This is a genomic window from Phyllobacterium zundukense, assembly GCF_025452195.1.
Classification (GTDB): Bacteria; Pseudomonadota; Alphaproteobacteria; order Rhizobiales; family Rhizobiaceae; genus Phyllobacterium; species Phyllobacterium zundukense_A.
In genome coordinates, this window is record NZ_CP104973.1 from 1,514,645 (window position 1) to 1,532,032 (window position 17,388).

At 56.8% G+C, this 17,388-nt stretch carries 16 protein-coding genes and 1 riboswitch; of the genes, 11 read left to right on the top strand and 5 right to left on the bottom strand.

Features of this window, described 5'->3' with window-relative positions:
• Positions 1–74 precede the first annotated feature (74 nt).
• The gene (gene thiP / locus N8E88_RS19740; RefSeq protein WP_262295152.1) at positions 75–1,700 is read right to left on the bottom strand and encodes a thiamine/thiamine pyrophosphate ABC transporter permease; all 1,626 of its coding nucleotides are present in this window, start codon (positions 1,698–1,700) and stop codon (positions 75–77) included.
• Between the two features lie 4 nt (positions 1,701–1,704).
• Positions 1,705–2,721, bottom strand: a complete 1,017-nt coding sequence (gene thiB / locus N8E88_RS19745; RefSeq protein WP_262295153.1) for a thiamine ABC transporter substrate binding subunit — start codon at positions 2,719–2,721, stop codon at positions 1,705–1,707.
• 44 nt (positions 2,722–2,765) lie between these two features.
• Positions 2,766–2,884, bottom strand: a riboswitch (TPP riboswitch).
• 824 nt (positions 2,885–3,708) lie between these two features.
• Between thiB and N8E88_RS19750 the strand changes: the two genes are divergently transcribed.
• From N8E88_RS19750 to N8E88_RS19765, 4 genes are all read left to right on the top strand, one after another.
• On the top strand, positions 3,709–4,344 hold the full coding sequence (locus N8E88_RS19750) for a thiamine diphosphokinase (protein WP_262295154.1): 636 nt from the start codon (positions 3,709–3,711) through the stop codon (positions 4,342–4,344).
• 94 nt (positions 4,345–4,438) lie between these two features.
• On the top strand, positions 4,439–4,732 hold the full coding sequence (locus N8E88_RS19755; RefSeq protein WP_112524617.1) for a YMGG-like glycine zipper-containing protein: 294 nt from the start codon (positions 4,439–4,441) through the stop codon (positions 4,730–4,732).
• A 155-nt stretch (positions 4,733–4,887) separates the two neighbouring features.
• Positions 4,888–5,205, top strand: coding sequence for a YMGG-like glycine zipper-containing protein (locus tag N8E88_RS19760; RefSeq protein WP_262295155.1), 318 nt, complete (start codon positions 4,888–4,890; stop codon positions 5,203–5,205).
• Positions 5,206–5,354: 149 nt separating this feature from the next.
• Positions 5,355–7,169, top strand: coding sequence for an ABC-F family ATP-binding cassette domain-containing protein (locus tag N8E88_RS19765; RefSeq protein WP_262295156.1), 1,815 nt, complete (start codon positions 5,355–5,357; stop codon positions 7,167–7,169).
• Here N8E88_RS19765 and N8E88_RS19770 read toward each other — a convergent pair.
• Both N8E88_RS19770 and N8E88_RS19775 read right to left on the bottom strand, forming a co-directional pair.
• On the bottom strand, positions 7,166–7,531 hold the full coding sequence (locus tag N8E88_RS19770; protein WP_114431216.1) for a cell division protein ZapA: 366 nt from the start codon (positions 7,529–7,531) through the stop codon (positions 7,166–7,168). The genes N8E88_RS19765 and N8E88_RS19770 overlap by 4 nt on opposite strands.
• An 80-nt stretch (positions 7,532–7,611) precedes the next feature.
• Positions 7,612–7,884: a DUF4164 domain-containing protein gene (locus N8E88_RS19775; protein ID WP_209999170.1), complete on the bottom strand. Its 273-nt coding sequence runs from the start codon at positions 7,882–7,884 to the stop codon at positions 7,612–7,614.
• Positions 7,885–8,177: 293 nt separating this feature from the next.
• On the opposite strand from N8E88_RS19775, the gene tkt reads away from it, so the two are divergent.
• The 5 genes from tkt (at position 8,178) to N8E88_RS19800 (ending at position 14,790) form a co-directional block, all read left to right on the top strand.
• Complete coding sequence (tkt, locus tag N8E88_RS19780) at positions 8,178–10,163, top strand: transketolase (RefSeq protein WP_262295157.1); 1,986 nt, start codon at positions 8,178–8,180, stop codon at positions 10,161–10,163.
• Between the two features lie 57 nt (positions 10,164–10,220).
• A complete protein-coding gene (gene gap, locus N8E88_RS19785; RefSeq protein ID WP_262295158.1) occupies positions 10,221–11,228 on the top strand; it encodes a type I glyceraldehyde-3-phosphate dehydrogenase in 1,008 nt (335 codons plus the stop codon).
• Positions 11,229–11,459: 231 nt separating this feature from the next.
• Positions 11,460–12,656 (top strand): phosphoglycerate kinase, encoded by a 1,197-nt coding sequence (locus N8E88_RS19790; protein WP_262295159.1) that lies wholly within the window; start codon positions 11,460–11,462, stop codon positions 12,654–12,656.
• Between the two features lie 174 nt (positions 12,657–12,830).
• Positions 12,831–13,856 carry a class I fructose-bisphosphate aldolase gene (locus N8E88_RS19795; RefSeq protein ID WP_262295160.1) on the top strand — a complete coding sequence of 342 codons (1,026 nt, stop codon included), beginning with the start codon at positions 12,831–12,833 and terminating at the stop codon, positions 13,854–13,856.
• 184 nt (positions 13,857–14,040) lie between these two features.
• Complete coding sequence (locus N8E88_RS19800; RefSeq protein WP_262295161.1) at positions 14,041–14,790, top strand: SGNH/GDSL hydrolase family protein; 750 nt, start codon at positions 14,041–14,043, stop codon at positions 14,788–14,790.
• Here the strand turns inward: N8E88_RS19800 and N8E88_RS19805 are convergent.
• On the bottom strand, positions 14,787–14,951 hold the full coding sequence (locus N8E88_RS19805; RefSeq protein ID WP_183665176.1) for a hypothetical protein: 165 nt from the start codon (positions 14,949–14,951) through the stop codon (positions 14,787–14,789). The two genes, N8E88_RS19800 and N8E88_RS19805, sit on opposite strands and share 4 nt — an antisense overlap.
• A 122-nt stretch (positions 14,952–15,073) precedes the next feature.
• On the opposite strand from N8E88_RS19805, the gene N8E88_RS19810 reads away from it, so the two are divergent.
• Positions 15,074–16,981 carry a propionyl-CoA synthetase gene (locus N8E88_RS19810; RefSeq protein ID WP_262295162.1) on the top strand — a complete coding sequence of 636 codons (1,908 nt, stop codon included), beginning with the start codon at positions 15,074–15,076 and terminating at the stop codon, positions 16,979–16,981.
• A gap of 83 nt (positions 16,982–17,064) precedes the next feature.
• Positions 17,065–17,364 carry a DUF1127 domain-containing protein gene (locus tag N8E88_RS19815; RefSeq protein ID WP_262295731.1) on the top strand — a complete coding sequence of 100 codons (300 nt, stop codon included), beginning with the start codon at positions 17,065–17,067 and terminating at the stop codon, positions 17,362–17,364.
• Positions 17,365–17,388 lie beyond the last annotated feature (24 nt).

Genomic DNA, 17,388 nt, shown 5'->3' on the forward strand with positions numbered 1-17,388 from the left:
CATCATAGTCGAAGTTGACCGCATCGAGGCGGATTGCCGCACCATCCTTGGTTCGGGTCTTGGTTCGGGAACGCTCAGCCAATGTTAGCGACTTCTCTCTTTGCCAAAGTACCTGCACCTCTGTCAGCTGCGATCATCAGAAGCAAACACAGCACACCGAGGATCAGCGCCAGTCCTGCCGCATCCTGTGTACGATAGCTGCCCATGCGTTGCAGCAGCAAATAGGGCAGGGTCTGGATGGAATTGTTTCCGAAGAGAGCGATTGTTCCAAGGTCGCCAAGCGACAGGGCCATCGCAAAGGCGAAAGCCACGCTCGATGGCCGCTTCAGAACCGGCCAGTCGATAAGTCTAAGCCGGTTCCATCCGGTAATGCCCAGTTGCGCACACAGCCTGTTGTTGCGGCTTGCGGCCGTATCCCATGTCGGGCGCAATATGCGAAACGCAAAAGGTATTGCCATCGCGGCGTTAACGCTCACAACCATAAAGGGTGCGAGGCTGAATGGATCGACAAAATGGCGTGACAGGATAAACCAGCCGGAGCCGATGACGATCGGTGGTATGACCATGATAAGACTTGCACCGCGATCAAGCGAACGCTCAAACAGTTTTGGCGAGGCGTAGCGACGCCGGCTTGCAAGATATTCGCGGGCCATCACCAACGCCAGTGAAATGACCAGCGACAGCGCAGCCGCACTTGCTCCGAGCACGATGCTGGTCAGGATTGCGCGCCAGACGAGGCTCTCACCCAGTAGCCGGAGAAGATCGGCCGCCAGCCCCGAAACGACTGTTCCGCCTATGGGGAGCGCGACGAAAAGGAGACCGAGGATTATCGTGGCTCCGTCCAGAACGCGTGTCCTTAACGTTGGTTGGTCAAAGCGGCGCGTCGTCGTGTGCAGGCTGAACCCCTCCTCGGTCGGGCGCCCGCTTAGGCTCAGAACCGACAGAACGGCAATGGTCAAACACAACTGCACAAGCGTCAGCGAAACCGCGCGGGCGATATCGAAATCAAAATGCAACGATTGGTAGATCGCAACCTCAAGCGTTGTTGCACGCGGTCCGCCGCCGAGCGTCAGGACAACGGTGAACGACGTAATGCAGAGCATGAAAATCAACCCGGCAATGCCGGAAAGGTTGCGCTGTATCACCGGCCATTCGATCAACCGGAACCGCCCCCACGCTCCCATGCCGAGTTGGGAAGAGAGTTTCCAATAGTCTTCCGGAATGGAGTCCATGCTTGACAGGAGCAGTCGTGTTGCCAGGGGCAAATTGAAAAACACATGCGCAATGAGGATGCCGGTTAGTCCGTAAATATTAGGAATGGCGTCTAGCCCTAGCCAGCTGAACAGCACAGCAAGCAGGCTATTGCGTCCATAGATACTGGTGATACCGAGCACGGCCACAAGGGCTGGCAGAGCGAGCGGCAGGGCGAAGAACCGCAAGATCATAGTCCGTCCCGGAAATTCCGGATGTGCGTGGAGGGCGCGAGCGAGCGGGATGGCAAGCCCCACCGAGAGCAGCATGGAGAGCAGCGCCTGCAACAATGTGAAGCGTGCAATTCGCCACAGATAGCTGTCGAAGGCCGCAAAGCCTTCCGTGCCGCCACGCAGTGCTTCAACTGCGAGGCTCAAACATGCGCCGCCCGTCAGCATCGCAAGGAAGGCGAGGGCGAGAGCCCCCGCCAATGGCTTCAAGGATATCAACGTGTTACAAGCTCATGGCCGTCAGCCATTCATCGATCCAGGCTTTACGATTTCTAGCTACTTCCTCCGGTGAAAAAATCAATGTTTTTGCCGGCTTTACCAGGGTATCGAAGGTAGGGTTAAGCGGTCCGCTTGTCTTCGCCGCCGGAAGCATCCAGTTGCTTTCTGGAATGGTGTCCTGAAATACCGTGCCGGTCATGAAAGTCAGGAACTGCGAGGAAAGCGGGTTTTTTGCGCCGTTCACCGTTTGCGCGGCCACTTCGACCTGCAGGTAATGGCCCTCTTCGAATGCAGCAGCCTTGTAACGGTCGGTCTTTTCAGCAATGACGTGATAGGCAGGCGAGGTCGTATAGGAGAGCACCAGCGGTGCTTCTCCTTTAGTGAACAGGCCGTAGGCTTCCGACCAGCCCGGCGTCACGGTCAACACGCGATCCTTCAGTTTGGCCCAAGCTGCGCCGGCCTTGTCGCCATAGACGGATTTCACCCAGAGCAAGAGGCCGAGGCCCGGTGTAGATGTCCGTGGATCCTCGATGACGATCTTCTGGTTAGGTTCACCCTCGACCAGTTGCTTGAGACTGGTGGGCGGATTCTTGAGCTTTTCCGTATCGTAGATCACGGCAAAATAGCCGTAGTCGTAGGGAACGAAAGTATCGTCTTCGTAGCCGCCGGGAATGTTGATAGCACTTGTGTCGATTGCGTGCGGGGCGAACAGTCCTGTTTCCTTCGCCTCATAGGTCAGATTTGTGTCGAGGCCAAGCACGACATCGGCTTTGGTTGAAGCGCCTTCAAGTCTCAGACGGTTGAGCAGAGCGACGCCGTCCGTAACCGCGACGAAGTCCACAGTGCAATTGCATTGCTTTTGAAAGGCTTCCTTGACTTTCGGCCCCGGACCCCATTCGGCAGTGAAGCTTTCATAGGTATAGATCGTCAGTTTGCCATCGGCTTTTGCCGGTCCGGCAAGGGCAATTGCAAGAATGCCCGCCATGCTCACAGACTTCAGAATAATGTCGAATAGCCGCATCGGCGCCTCCTAGAGTTGAAATTCAAAAGGATTGATGCGCCGGCTTTATTGCCGCGTCTAATCCCTCCGCCGGTACAAACCGGATCAGGTTCCGCGGGTTGGCAGAATTTCTCCTTTAAGCCTCTCAGCCGATCCTTGCGAACTGGCACCCCGTTAGAGCATTGCAAAGATTAGAGATAAAGCTTTTGCCGTGCAAGCAATATGCCTTGTCGACTGAGCGATATGCTTCCCTTGCCACGCCCTCATCAGAGTCTGGCCATTGCTTGCATTGTGGGAAGACGGGCGGTCGTCGAAGCGCGTCTTGGTAGATAAGTAATGCGATCCGAAGACCGCCCGCTAACGTTGTCCCCCTGCCGGCCAGCTTCTGCTTGTTCCGAAGGGCGAGTGGATGAACGCCTGGAGTCCGGGCCCATCGTCGCCGTCGGTGCAGTGTCCGCACGATTGGCGTTGGCGTCAACAATGGAGGCAATATCTGCCTGGAATGCGCAGATTGACCTCCGAAGACGAACAGGTCGGCCAGCGCTCGGGTCCGTTGCCCGCCCGCTGACACGCCGTCCTTCCCCACTTTCGAACGGCTCCGGAAGCAGCTCCCCATGGAAAGGACGGGAACAGGATAGCTCAGGTTTGAAGGTGTTGGATAAACAGCCACGATTATTTTTGTCCGGAGGTTCGAGCGGGTACCTTTAAGGCTGTTTGATTTGCCGGATGGCAATGCTGCTGTGCGCCCTTCGACAGGCTCACCATGAGGGAGGTGGGTTGATTGCAGGGAGCCAGGAACAGCACCGTTGATGCCTGTCGCGACGCGGCCGGTTATCGTGTGGCTGTCGCGACATTGCAGGTTATCGTGCAGCCCACCCACCCTCCCTCATGGTGAGCTTGTCGAACCACGCACAGCAGCATTGCCATCCGGACAAAAAGGGTAGCCAACCTCAATGCGGCTCACAGGCGCATCTATCCCGTTGTTCTCACGCATGCTATGGGCGATCCATGAGCAAGTTCGTTATCCTTCTTGGTGGAGCCGTCCGTGTTACCGATCGTCTCCTGCGTCTTGTCGCCGGGGCGCGGGTGCTTGCTGCCGATGGAGGAATCGCCCATGCAGCGCCGCTAAGGCTCAAGCCGGAACTTTGGCTCGGCGATTTCGATTCGGCCTCGCCGGAGCTCGAAGCACAGTATGCCAAGGTTCCGCGGATGGAATTTCCGTCCGAAAAGGACATGACCGACGGCGAACTCGCTCTGAGCGAAGCCTACCGACTGGGTGCGACTGAAGTTATCCTCTGCGGGGCTTTCGGCGGCGAGCGTACCGATCACGCACTGCTGCATTTGACGATGGCGACGCGGTATGCAGCCGAAGGACGAAAGCTCGTTCTCTCCAGCGGATACGAAGAGGCACATCCTCTGGTTGCAGGCTCCTATGACTTCGATTTTGTGAATGGAACCCTTTTCAGCATTGTTGCATTTTCGCCATTAAGCGGGCTTTTTATCCATGGCGCGCGCTGGCCGCTTGAAAATGTGGAACTTTTTTTCGGTTCATCGCTTACATTGTCGAATGCCGTGCGTGGGAATCTCCACGTGTCACTTCATTCGGGTAAAGCGATCCTGATTGCTGCGCCGCAAATCGCCTAACGCTTGTAAAACAAAAGCGGAAAGTGTAATTGTCGACAGCCAGCATTGGGGACGCAAGCTGATGAGTTTGGTTTTTAAAACGGAGAGGTCTTCCATGTTGAAAAGTTTATCCACGATTGCGGTCGCAGGGCTTTTGGCGCTCTCGGTTGCTGGTTGCACGACCAGTGATCAGCGCGTCGCCGGTTATGGCGTTGGCGGTGCCGCACTGGGTGCGCTTGCCGGTGGTGCAATCACAGGTTCAGGCCGTGGCGCACTTGCAGGTGCGGCGATCGGTGGCGCTGGTGGTGCCTTGGTCGGCGCCGCAACCAACAATAACGATGGCCGCCGCTACTGCACTTACGAAAATCGCTATGGCGAACGCTATCGCGCACCGTGCCGCCGTTATTAATGTTGCATTTAAGCTATAAAAGAAACGGGCCGGAAATTTCCGGCCCGTTTTGTTCCGAGGCTACCAATCTTCATCCAACTCCCAGCGATCTTTCTTCTGCCGTATTATCTACGCAGAGTCTGGCTCGTATTGTTTCGATGTGAGAGGATTTTAAGATGACAGTTCGTTTAACTGCAATTGCGGTTTCGGCACTTTTGGCCCTATCTGTAGCCGGTTGCGCGACGAGTGAGCAAAATCAACGTGCCGGGACGGGCGCTTTGATCGGCGGCGGCGTTGGTGCGCTGGCTGGCCAGGCTCTTGGACATGATACGAAGAGCACCGTCGTTGGTGCAGCAGGCGGCGCACTTCTTGGTGCAGCCATCGGAACCGCAACGACCCCGAGAGGACAGAGCGGCAACTATTGCCGTTACCAGCGGCGTGACGGATCCATCTACGAGGCCCCCTGCGAAGGCAACGGCGGCGGTGGTTACTAATCCCGATCGATTTAAAGCTTGTGTGTAGGTACAGCAGGCCGGAAATTCCGGCCTGTTTTGCTTTATGGCATTTGACAGCGGCAATAATCTCGCCGACAAGCACGGCAATCTTCGATCGTAGCGCAAATTTTCCAGAACTGTAAACCGGCATGGCTCCCCCTCTTCTCCGTCTTGACCAGATAGCGCTGACTTTTGGTGGCACGCCGCTGTTGAGCGACGCGGCCATCTCCGTCAGCGAAAACGATCGCATCGCACTCGTCGGCCGCAACGGATCGGGTAAATCGACGCTGCTGAAAATTGCCGCCGGATTTATCGCGCCGACCGATGGTGACGTATTCAAGCATCCGGGCGTCACGGTGCGTTACCTGGCGCAGGCTCCCGACATGGAAGGCTTTGCCACTGTACGCGCCTATGTCGAAGCGGGCCTTGGTCCTGCTGACGATCTCTACCGGGTCAGTTATCTGCTCGAACATCTTGGCCTTACCGGCGAGGAAGAGCCGGACAATCTTTCCGGTGGCGAAACACGCCGTGCTGCGCTGGCCAAGGTGCTGGCGCCGCAACCCGACATTTTATTGCTCGACGAGCCGACCAACCATCTGGATCTCACAACTATCGAGTGGCTGGAAGACGAACTTCGCCAGATACGTTCCGCGATCGTGGTTATTTCCCATGACAGGCGCTTTCTGGAAAACGTCAGCCGTTCGACCATCTGGCTGGATCGCGGCGTGACAAAGCGCCTCGAACAGGGCTTCGCGGCTTTCGAGGAATGGCGCGACAAGGTTCTCGAAGAGGAAGAGCGCGACTTGCACAAGCTCGGGCGGCAGATCGTGCGGGAAGAGCATTGGCTGCGCTATGGCGTGACGGCCCGGCGCAAGCGCAATATGCGGCGGCTTGGCGATCTGCAATCCATGCGCAGCGAGTTCCGCAATCATCGCGGTGCGCAAGGCAAGGCCGTGCTGAAAGCCAGTGATGCAAGAGAGTCCGGCAAGCTCGTCATAGAGGCGGAGCATCTCGTCAAAGCCTATGGCGACCGGGTGCTGGTCAATGATTTTTCAACGCGGATACAGCGTGGAAATTGTGTGGGATTCGTGGGCCCTAACGGTGCGGGCAAGACGACACTGCTGTCGATGCTGACCGGAGTGCTCGCGCCGGATAGCGGCTTCGTCAAGCTTGGCACCAATCTGGAGATCGCCATCCTCGACCAGAAGCGCGACAGTCTCAATCTTGAGCAGACACTGTCGGACTACCTGACCGACGGGCGCGGCGAGAATGTCATCGTCAATGGCGAGCAACGCCACGTCGCATCCTATATGAAGGACTTTCTATTCCAACCGGAGCAACTGCGCACACCCATCCGCGAGCTTTCCGGCGGCGAGAGAGCACGGCTCATACTGGCGCGGGTACTTGCCCGTCCGGCCAATCTTCTGGTGCTCGATGAGCCAACCAACGATCTCGACATGGAAACGCTCGATCTGCTGCAGGAACTGGTAGCCGGCTTCGTGGGTACCGTCCTCCTTGTCAGCCATGACCGCGATTTCCTCGACCGGACGGTGACGTCGGTGATCGCTCCGGAGGGCAATGGCCGCTGGCTCGAATATGCCGGCGGCTACACGGATATGCTGGCGCAGCGCAAGGAAGCCGCCTTAGCGACACGCAAGGAGTTGAAAACTGCAAAGCTCGCCGGTGGTTCGGTGGAAAAGGCAGGGCCGGCGCAGCGTGAAGAAAAGCGCAAGCTTTCCTACAAGCAGAAGTTCGCGCTGGAAACTTTACCGGGAAAGATTGAAGCGCTGCACGTTGAGATTGCAATGCTTGAGAAAAAGCTGGCAGATCCGCAACTTTTCGCCAAGGACGCGGTGCTGTTCAACAAGACGGTCGATGAAATCAGCAAGAAGCGCCATAGCCTTGAAACTTACGAGCACGAATGGCTGGAGCTCGAAATGCTGCGGGAAGAAATCGAAGGCTAATTCGCCTTGGGCGCGAGCTTGGTTGCAAGCGTCTCGATACGGGTCGTAACCTCGGACAGCACGCCTGTTATCGCAGCGTCATTGTTATCGGCCTTGGCCAGCGCCTCGTCGCGGCTCTTGCGTAGCGCTTCCGCCTCGTTTTCGAGACCCTTTACCCGCATCTGCAACTCGCTGAGTTCATCCATGACCATGATGCCGGCCATGACAGTCAGACGCAGATCTCCGATTTCGCCAAAAGACGATTTGAGATGCGTGACATAGCGGTCAAAGCGCTCGGCAAGACCTGTCAGGTGCTGTTCCTGGCCTTCGTCGCAGGCCATTCTGTAGGCTTTGCCGTCGATCGTAACTGTTACCGTGGCCATGGTATGTTTCTTCCCGGTTTAACTCTTTGTCTTGTCGCATTTCCCGACGGAAAATCGCTTCACACTTTTCCTGGAAATGCTTAGCGATCAAGGACAGTACGGATGGATTCCATTGCAGCCACGAGACGGCGCGAAACTTCCTTGTTTGCCGCCTCCAGGCGCTCGGCCCGTCCTTCCGACGCATCGAGCTCCTGGGCCAGCTTGCGCCGGTCCATGTTCATGCGCTGCACTTCTTCTTCGGCCTCGGCAAAATCGCCTTCGTGCTCCAGACGTGCGTCGACCGCGTCCTCGAGCGAGGCCAAAGCTTTTCCCAGTCTTTCAAGAACCTGTTTGAGGGTGGCTTCCGATGCCATTTCAATGCTTCCCCATGTGTCGATCTTTTTAAACGAATCGCAAAAAGAAGAACAGCTTATCTTGGAGAGTCTAAGGGTTACATCAACGCCACGTCAATCAATCCGCACTGTCATGGTCCAGTCATGCACCGATAATAATCTCGTGCGACGAATGACCCGTTTGTCGGCAAGGCCATTTTGCCTTAGGTTTAATTGACTCCCTGAAGACACCTGCTATTTGTCGCGTGCCTTTTGGAAATTGTCTTTCCGGCATCCAGAGACGGCACTCCTTTCCTCTTCGAAAGACGGTGAACATGACCAATTCTGAGAAATCCAACCAAATGGCCAATGCAATCCGCTTCCTTTCGGCGGATGCGGTGGAAAAAGCCAATTCTGGCCATCCCGGTCTTCCCATGGGCGCAGCCGATATTGCGACCGTGCTTTTCACCCGCTTCCTCAAGTTCGATCCGAAAGCGCCGCATTGGCCCGACCGCGACCGTTTCGTGCTTTCGGCCGGCCATGGCTCGATGCTGCTCTATTCGCTTTTGTACCTGACGGGCTACGAAGACATGACCATCGACCAGATCGAGAATTTCCGTCAGCTCGGCTCACGCACGGCCGGTCATCCGGAATATGGCCATGCAGCAGGCATCGAGACGACAACCGGCCCACTTGGTCAGGGCCTTGCGAATTCTGTAGGCATGGCGCTTTCCGAACGCATCATGAATGCGCATTTCGGCGATGACCTGGTCGACCATCATACCTATGTCATCGTTGGCGATGGCTGTTTGATGGAAGGCATCAGCCAGGAGGCTATCGCGCTTGCCGGTCATCTGAAGCTGAACAAGTTGATCGTTTTCTGGGACCACAACAATATTTCGATCGACGGTCCGGTTACCCTTGCCGACAACACCGATCAATGTGCCCGCGTCGAAGCTTCGGGCTGGAATTCCATAAGCGTCGACGGTCACGATCAGGATGCCATTGCCGCTGCAATCGAAAAGGCTCACAAGTCCGATAAGCCGACATTCATTGCGTGCAAGACGACAATCGGTTTCGGTGCGCCGACGAAGGCTGGTACCAACAAGGTTCATGGGTCGCCGCTCGGCGCCGAAGAACTCGCCGGCGCGCGCAAGGCGCTTGGCTGGACGGCGGAGCCTTTTGTCGTCCCTGCCGACATTCTCGATGACTGGCGTGCCGCAGGTCAGCGTTCCAATGAGGAACACAAGGCCTGGGAAGAGCGCCTGCAGAAAGTCGATTCGACTATACGTTCCGAGTGGGATCGCCGCTTGAGTGGTGATTTGCCGGATAATTTCGAAGCAACGATTTCGGCCTACAAAAAGAAGCTTTCCGAAGACAGGCCCAAGGTTGCGACCCGCAAGGCTTCCGAGATGGCGCTCGAAGTCATCAACGGGATTGTGCCGGAAACGATTGGCGGTTCCGCTGATCTGACAGGTTCCAACAATACCAAGACCAGCCAGACCAGCAACATCACCCCTGAGGACTACGGTCAGCGCTACGTCCATTATGGCATTCGCGAGCATGGGATGGCGGCAGCGATGAACGGTATCTCGTTGCACGGCGGCCTAATCCCCTATTCGGGGACGTTCCTGACGTTCTCCGATTACGCGCGCGGCGCCATGCGGCTTTCGAGCGTGATGGGTATTCGCGTTGTCTACGTGATGACACATGATTCAATCGGTCTTGGTGAAGACGGGCCGACACACCAGCCGGTTGAACATCTTGCCGCTCTGCGTGCCATCCCCAACAATTACGTTTTCCGCCCGGCCGACGTCGTCGAAACGGCGGAATGCTGGGAATTGGCGCTCAAGTCGCGCAAGACGCCGTCGACAATCGGCTTGACCCGCCAGAATCTTCCGACGGTTCGCACCGAATATATCGCGGAGAACATGTGCGCCTATGGTGCCTATGAGCTCGCAGCGGCAAGCGGCAAGGCCGAAGTCACCATCTTTGCGACAGGTTCGGAAGTTGAGATTGCTCTCAATGCCCGCACGAAACTGGAAGAAGACGGCCATCCGACGCGGGTCGTTTCCGTTCCCTGCTTCGAACTTTTTGAACAGACGAGCGACGAGTACAAGCGCGTCATCCTCGGCGATGCGCCGGTGAAGATTGCGGTCGAAGCCGCCATCCGCATGGGCTGGGACAGGTTCATCGGTATCGATGGTATTTTCGTTGGCATGACCGGGTTTGGCGCCAGCGGCCCGATCGAAGCACTGTACGAGCACTTCGGTATCACCGCGGATCATATCGTCGCAGCGGCCGAAGCCAAGTTGAAATAATCCAGACCATTCCTGCATAATCCATTCAAGGGCCCCAAAACCCAGGGAGACATACAAATGACAGTTCGCGTTGCAATCAACGGATTTGGCCGCATCGGCCGCAACGTTCTTCGCGCCATTGTGGAATCCGGCCGCACCGACATCGAGGTCGTTGCGATCAATGATCTCGGCCCGGTCGAGACCAATGCCCATCTGATGCGCTATGACAGCGTCCACGGCCGTTTCCCCGGAACCGTGACGGTTGATGGCGACACGATCGACGTTGGCCGCGGACCGATCAAGGTCACTGCCGTGCGTAACCCTGTCGAATTGCCGTGGAAAGAGCTCAACGTCGATATCGCGCTCGAGTGCACTGGTATCTTCACTGCGCGTGACAAGGCCGCTGCTCATCTTGAAGCCGGTGCGAAGCGGGTCATCGTTTCGGCGCCAGCCGATGGTGCCGACCTGACCGTCGTCTTCGGCGTCAATGATCACAAACTGACGAAAGACCATATGGTCATTTCGAATGCGTCCTGCACCACGAATTGCCTTGCGCCGGTCGCCTATGTTCTCAACGATGCCGTCGGCATCGATCATGGATTCATGACCACGATCCACAGCTACACCGGCGACCAGCCAACGCTCGACACGATGCACAAGGATCTCTATCGCGGCCGTGCTGCAGCCCTGTCGATGATCCCGACCTCAACCGGTGCGGCCAAGGCTGTGGGCCTCGTTCTTCCAGAACTCAACGGCAAGCTGGACGGTACTTCAATCCGCGTTCCGACCCCGAATGTTTCGGTTGTGGATTTCAAGTTCGTCGCCAAGAAGCCGACGACGGTTGCGGAGATCAATGATGCCGTGAAATCGGCTGCCAACGGCAAGCTGAAGGGTATTCTCGGCTATACGGACGAACCGAATGTTTCGGTCGACTTCAACCACGACCCGCATTCTTCTGTATTCCACATCAGCCAGACCAAGGTTCTGGAAGGCACATTCGTACGCGTTCTGTCCTGGTACGACAACGAGTGGGGCTTCTCGAACCGGATGGCTGATACGGCTGTGGCTTTCGGCAAGGTCATCTGAGCCCTTCGATAAATCCATCCTGATGGCCATCTGATGCGATTTTCTGCGCTTCCGGTGCTCATGGACCTGAATGTCCACTGCGCTCCGTTTCTCGAAAACCGCACCAGCTGACCTATCAGGCTGAATTTCTCGCAAGGTCTCCCGGAGATCCAATTTCGGTGGCGGGCCGTGATAGGCTATTGTCCATCCGGCTTGCTGCCGATTTGCACCATTTCAAATGAGGGTAGGACGATGACTGTTTTCAAGACGCTAGACGATGCCGATGCCTCTGGAAAACGCGTGCTTGTGCGCGTTGATCTGAATGTCCCCGTAGCAAATGGCGAGGTAACCGATGCCACCCGCATCGAGCGGGTTGCGCCGACCATTCTAGAACTGTCGAAAAAGGGCGCGAAAGTCATTCTGCTGGCCCATTTCGGGCGCCCGAAGGATGGTCCGACGCCAGAATTTTCGCTGAAGCCAATAGCACAGGCGGTATCGAAGGTTATTGGTCACAGCGTTCAATTTGCCGAAGACAGCGTTGGCGACAAGGCTGCGGAAGCGGTTGCCAGATTGAAAAATGGCGACATTCTGCTTCTGGAAAACACCCGCTTCCACAAGGGCGAGGAAAAGAACGATCAGGCTTATGTGGAAGCTCTGGCCGCGCTGGGCGATATCTACGTCAATGACGCATTCTCGGCTGCTCACCGTGCCCATGCCTCAACCGAGGGGCTTGCGCGCGCGCTCCCCGCCTATGCGGGACGCACGATGGAGGCAGAACTTCAGGCGCTGGAGAAGGGCTTGGGCAATCCAAAACGTCCGGTCGTTGCCATTGTTGGCGGCGCCAAGGTATCTTCCAAGCTCGACCTTCTCGGCAACCTCGTTCAGAAGGTCGATGCACTGGTTATTGGTGGCGGCATGGCCAATACGTTTCTAGCCGCGCAGGGCGTGAATGTGGGAAAATCCCTGTGCGAGCACGATCTAGCCGCAACAGCCCGGGAAATCATGGCAAAGGCGAATGCCGCCAATTGCACCATCATCCTGCCTGTCGATGCTATCGTTGCCTGGCATTTTGAGGCCAATGCACCGTTCCATGCTTATGGTCTTGATGCCATTCCGGATGACGGCATGATTCTCGATGTTGGCCCGCAATCGATCGAGCGTATCAAGGCTGCCATCGACGATGCTTCCACACTGGTGTGGAATGGGCCGCTCGGCGCCTTCGAATTGCATCCGTTCGATCATGCCACGGTTGCCGCTGCACGTCATGTGGCCGCGCGGACGAAGGCGGGCCACCTCGTGTCAGTCGCCGGCGGAGGTGATACCGTCGCTGCGCTCAATCATGCTGGCGTTGCAGACGATTTCAGTTATGTTTCGACCGCAGGAGGAGCATTTCTTGAATGGATGGAGGGCAAGCCTCTGCCTGGTGTGGATGCTCTGACAAAACGCTAGAGATTTATCCCTATCGAGGATCAGTGGCCCGCTACGGTTAATGAACAACAGAAAATGTTATCTCTCTAAATCGGTTGAAAAAATTTCAATCGTTTCAATAAGTTGGTGTATAGTTCCGTTTGTCATTTGCTTCTGCTATGGCCCACGCTGTGGGAAAATGGAGTGATATAACTGATGAGCGAACGCCTGGAAGATATCGCGATTGCAATGGTTGCCGACGGCAAGGGTCTGCTTGCTGCTGATGAAAGTACAGGAACAATCAAGAAGCGGTTCGACACGATCGGACTGGAATCGACTGCCGATAGCCGGCGGGATTATCGCGAAATGCTGTTCCGTTCAGATGACGCGATGAAGGATTACATCTCCGGGGTCATTCTTTACGACGAGACCATTCGGCAAAGTGCCAAGGATGGCACGCCGTTTGTCAAACTTCTTCAGGCTGATGGCTGCATACCGGGCATCAAGGTCGATGCGGGTGCGAAGCCACTTGCCGGTTTCACCGATGAGACGATCACCGAAGGCCTAGATGGACTGCGCGAACGGCTAGGCGAGTATTACAAGATTGGCGCGCGTTTCGCCAAATGGCGCGGCGTGATCGGTATTGCCGACGGTATCCCGACCTGGGGTGCAGTCAAACAGAACGCACAGGCGCTGGCGCGCTATGCCGCGCTTTGCCAGGAGGCCGGTATCGTGCCGATCGTCGAGCCGGAAGTGCTGATGGATGGCAAGCCTGCGACGCATTCCATTGAACGCTGCTATGAAGTCACCGAATGGGTTCTGAAGACGGTTTTCGATGAACTCTATGACGCGCGCGTTGTGCTGGAAGGCATGATCCTGAAGCCAAACATGGTCATCGACGGCAAGAATGCCCGCAAGGCTTCGGTCGAGCAGGTGGCCGAACAAACCGTGCGGCTGTTGAAATCAACCGTACCGGCGGCAGTTCCAGGCATCACATTCCTTTCTGGTGGCCAGAATGACGAGGAAGCCACGGCGCATCTTTCGGCGATGAATGCCAATTACTCGCTGCCGTGGAAGCTCTCGTTCTCTTATGGCCGTGCACTACAGGCAGCTGCCTTGAGCGCCTGGAATGGTAAACCCGAGAACGTGGCAGCGGGCCAGAGGGCCTTTACCCACCGTGCGAAGATGAACAGTCTTGCCGCAACGGGCGGCTGGAAAAAAGACCTCGAGAAAGCAGCTTAAGCGTTTTTTATCCAAAAACGTATCTGATGGAGCCCGGGCTGGAAAATCAGCCCGGGTTTTTTGCGCACCATTTGCCGGCCGGGATTTATAACGGAAACATTTATGCGTGGAAATCCAATGTGTTATTGTAGCATTTATGCATTCAGGCGAATGCAAAAATGGCAAGGGAGGTATTTGCCTGCTAATGAAACCTTCGCCGTTCCATCCGCTGGTCAGCTGGCTGCTCTACCCTGTCTACGCGTGGCAGGGCACGGGCGTGCGGCGGAAAACAGAGCGTATGTTACCGCCAAGCAACCTGCCCATAGGTGAGATAGCTGGCAAGGACCCGGCAATCAGGCTGCTCGTGATTGGCGATTCGTCCGCGGCCGGTGTTGGCGTAACCGATGCATGGCAGGGCCTTTGCGTACGGCTAGCGGTGCATCTGCAGGGGCGGACCGGGCGCAAGATCATCTGGCGCACCGCGGGCTTCAATTCGGCGACGTCCGGCCAATTGCGCGATCATGTCGTGCCCAATCTCGAGCGCGGCATGTGGACCCATATCGTGCTGACGACCGGCACCAACGACACCAAGAATTTCCATTCGCTGCCGCGCTTCAAGCGCGAGTTTGGCGGGCTGCTCTACGCGCTGAAGGCGAAGTGGCCCGAAGCCCATATTGTCTGGTCGAAGGTCATCGATTTTCGCGATGTGCCCGCCATGCCGCCGCTGCTCGGCCGTATCCTTGAAGCAAGGGCGAGTGCAATCAACAAGCTGGGAGAACGGCTGTGCCGCGAGCGCATGGTGATCCCTGCAATGCGTCTGCCGATAGAGGGACCGGAAGGCTTTTCCAGTGACGGCTTCCATGCCTCGGCGCTTGGATATGATGCCTGGGCAAAACATCTGGTGCCCTATATTCTCAACCTGCCAGGCATGGAAAGCGATCCAGCGGATACCTAATAGCCTGCATGTCCGAGCAGGACGAGCGCGAACATCGCAAGAATGGCACCGGCGGCTATCTTCCAGAAATCACCGCGTTTTTTCAATCCAGGCCAGCCCAATGGTTTGATGATGTGCAACGCCATCATCAGAATCAGCACCAGCGGCAGGATTTTGGTCATGAAGGCATTTTACCTGCGCGGATGATCGGTAAGCCGAGCAGTGGTCGATCCATATGCGATTGTCAATTCCACCTTTGACTCTGCGTGGCACATTAGGGATGCTCTGAGCCGGGAGGATACGCATGACATCGCGATACAAAGAAATCTATCAGGAATGGCAGGCCGACCCGGAGGCATTTTGGGCTCACGCCGCCGTGGCGATCGATTGGATACGTCCATGGGAAAAGGTGTTCGACCCGGATGACGGACCCTATGGCCGCTGGTATGCGGGTGCTGAGTGCAACACTTGTTACAACGCCGTTGATCGGCATGTGGCGCAGGGGCGCGGCGATCAGCTCGCCCTCATCCACGACAGCGCGGTAACGGGGACCCAGCGCAAGATCACCTATGCGGAGCTTTTGAGCAATATCAATGCGCTGGCCACAGTTCTGACAGACAAGGGCGTAAAAAAGGGCGACCGCGTCATCATCTACATGGCCATGGTGCCGGAAGCGGTTGTCGCGATGCTTGCCTGCGCACGCATTGGCGCGGTGCATTCGGTGGTCTTTGGTGGCTTCGCCGCGCACGAGCTTGCTACGCGCATCGATGACGCCAAGCCGGTGATGATCATCGCAACTTCGTGTGGTCTCGAACCCGGGCGCGTCGTCGCCTATAAGCCTATGCTCGACAAGGCGATCGAACAGGCCAAGCACAAGGTTAGCGCCTGCCTGATCCTCGTTCGTCCGCAGCAGCCGCACGAGATGGTCGAGGGACGTGATTTCGACTATGCGGAGACGGTTGCCGCTGCGGCAGGGCGTGAAGTGCCATGCGCCGCGCTGAAGGCGACGGACCCGCTCTATATCCTCTATACCTCCGGTACGACCGGCCAACCCAAAGGCGTCGTACGCGACAATGGCGGGCATCTCGTGGCGCTCGCCTGGTCCATGGGTGCGATCTATGACACAAGGCCGGGAGACGTGTTCTGGGCGGCTTCGGACATAGGTTGGGCGGTAGGCCATTCCTACATCGCGTATGCGCCGCTGTTCGTCGGGGCAACGAGCATCGTCTATGAGGGCAAGCCAGTTGGAACGCCGGATGCGGGTACCTTCTGGCGCGTTATCTCCGAGCACAAGGTCAGGGTGCTGTTCACGGCGCCGACGGCGTTTCGGGCCATCAAGAAGGAAGATCCAAAAGGCGAGTTCATCGGCAAGCATGATATCTCGTCGCTGAAGTACCTGTTCCTTGCAGGGGAGCGCGCCGACACCGACACGATCAAATGGGCGGAGGAAAAACTCGGCGTTCCGGTCATCGATCATTGGTGGCAGACAGAGAGCGGTTGGCCGATGGCGGCCAATCCGGCCGGGCTTGGGATGCTGCCGGTCAAATACGGTTCGCCGACAGTGCCGATGCCGGGTTACGACGTGCAGGTGCTCGACGATGCTGGGCATCCGGTGAAACGCGGCGAACTTGGCAATATCGTCGTCAAGCTGCCATTGCCACCCGCTTGCCTGCCGACGCTGTGGAATGCCGACCAGCGTTTTCGCGAGGCTTACACCACAGAATTTCCCGGCTACTACAAGACCGCGGATGCCGGCATCATCGATGAAGAGGGCTATGTCTACATCATGAGTCGTACCGACGACATCATCAATGTTGCCGGTCATCGCCTCTCCACCGGCGCGATGGAGGAGGTGCTTTCAAGCCACCCGGACGTCGCCGAATGTGCTGTGATCGGCATTGCCGATCATTTGAAAGGGCAGGTGCCTTGCGGCTTCATAGTTCTCAAATCCGGTGTAACGCGGGACGAGACCCAGATCGAACAGGATTGCGTCGCGTTGATTCGCGAGAAGATCGGTCCGATAGCGGCTTTCAAGACGGCACTGACGACAAAGCGCCTGCCCAAAACGCGCTCCGGCAAGATTTTACGGGGAACGATGCAGAAGATTGCCGATCAGGAGCCCTGGAATATGCCAGCCACGATCGATGATCCCGCGATCCTCGATGAGATCAAGTTGGTGCTCAATGCACGCGGGATCGGTGTCAAAAATTAATCCGCGCTCATGACATCCTCCTGACAGCAGGTTGTCAGGAGGGGTGTGAGATAGTGTCTCTGTAGTCAAAAGGAGACAGGGATATGACTTACGTTGATTTTGGCATTGCCCGCACAGTAAGGCGTCTGCTTTCGGATTTCACAGCGTATCGTGAAGAACTGCGTACGGAGCGTCATATCAGTACGCTTCCCGAGCATATCCTGAAGGATATTGGCTGGCCGGATGCCTACGCCGAACGCCTCGCACGTCGAGGCTCCATGGAAGAAAAGGAGGCTGGCACGGAAGGTGCCAGCTCCGACCTCGCTCCATGGCAGCTTGGATGGCCGAAGGCTCGCCAGCCGAGAAAAGTCAGCAAATCGGGTTATTTCGGACTAGAATGCTGAGATAATCGGCAAGAATGGGAGCGA

Bases quoted from the DNA above. Each gene is read 5' to 3' on its own strand.
- thiB (WP_262295153.1), bottom strand. From the start codon at position 2,721: ATGCGGCTATTCGACATTATTCTGAAGTCTGTGAGCATGGCGGGCATT.
- N8E88_RS19750 (WP_262295154.1), top strand. From the start codon at position 3,709: ATGAGCAAGTTCGTTATCCTTCTTGGTGGAGCCGTCCGTGTTACCGAT.
- N8E88_RS19755 (WP_112524617.1), top strand. From the start codon at position 4,439: ATGTTGAAAAGTTTATCCACGATTGCGGTCGCAGGGCTTTTGGCGCTC.
- N8E88_RS19760 (WP_262295155.1), top strand. From the start codon at position 4,888: ATGACAGTTCGTTTAACTGCAATTGCGGTTTCGGCACTTTTGGCCCTA.
- N8E88_RS19765 (WP_262295156.1), top strand. From the start codon at position 5,355: ATGGCTCCCCCTCTTCTCCGTCTTGACCAGATAGCGCTGACTTTTGGT.
- N8E88_RS19770 (WP_114431216.1), bottom strand. From the start codon at position 7,531: ATGGCCACGGTAACAGTTACGATCGACGGCAAAGCCTACAGAATGGCC.
- N8E88_RS19775 (WP_209999170.1), bottom strand. From the start codon at position 7,884: ATGGCATCGGAAGCCACCCTCAAACAGGTTCTTGAAAGACTGGGAAAA.
- tkt (WP_262295157.1), top strand. From the start codon at position 8,178: ATGACCAATTCTGAGAAATCCAACCAAATGGCCAATGCAATCCGCTTC.
- gap (WP_262295158.1), top strand. From the start codon at position 10,221: ATGACAGTTCGCGTTGCAATCAACGGATTTGGCCGCATCGGCCGCAAC.
- N8E88_RS19790 (WP_262295159.1), top strand. From the start codon at position 11,460: ATGACTGTTTTCAAGACGCTAGACGATGCCGATGCCTCTGGAAAACGC.
- N8E88_RS19795 (WP_262295160.1), top strand. From the start codon at position 12,831: ATGAGCGAACGCCTGGAAGATATCGCGATTGCAATGGTTGCCGACGGC.
- N8E88_RS19800 (WP_262295161.1), top strand. From the start codon at position 14,041: ATGAAACCTTCGCCGTTCCATCCGCTGGTCAGCTGGCTGCTCTACCCT.
- N8E88_RS19805 (WP_183665176.1), bottom strand. From the start codon at position 14,951: ATGACCAAAATCCTGCCGCTGGTGCTGATTCTGATGATGGCGTTGCAC.
- N8E88_RS19810 (WP_262295162.1), top strand. From the start codon at position 15,074: ATGACATCGCGATACAAAGAAATCTATCAGGAATGGCAGGCCGACCCG.
- N8E88_RS19815 (WP_262295731.1), top strand. From the start codon at position 17,065: ATGACTTACGTTGATTTTGGCATTGCCCGCACAGTAAGGCGTCTGCTT.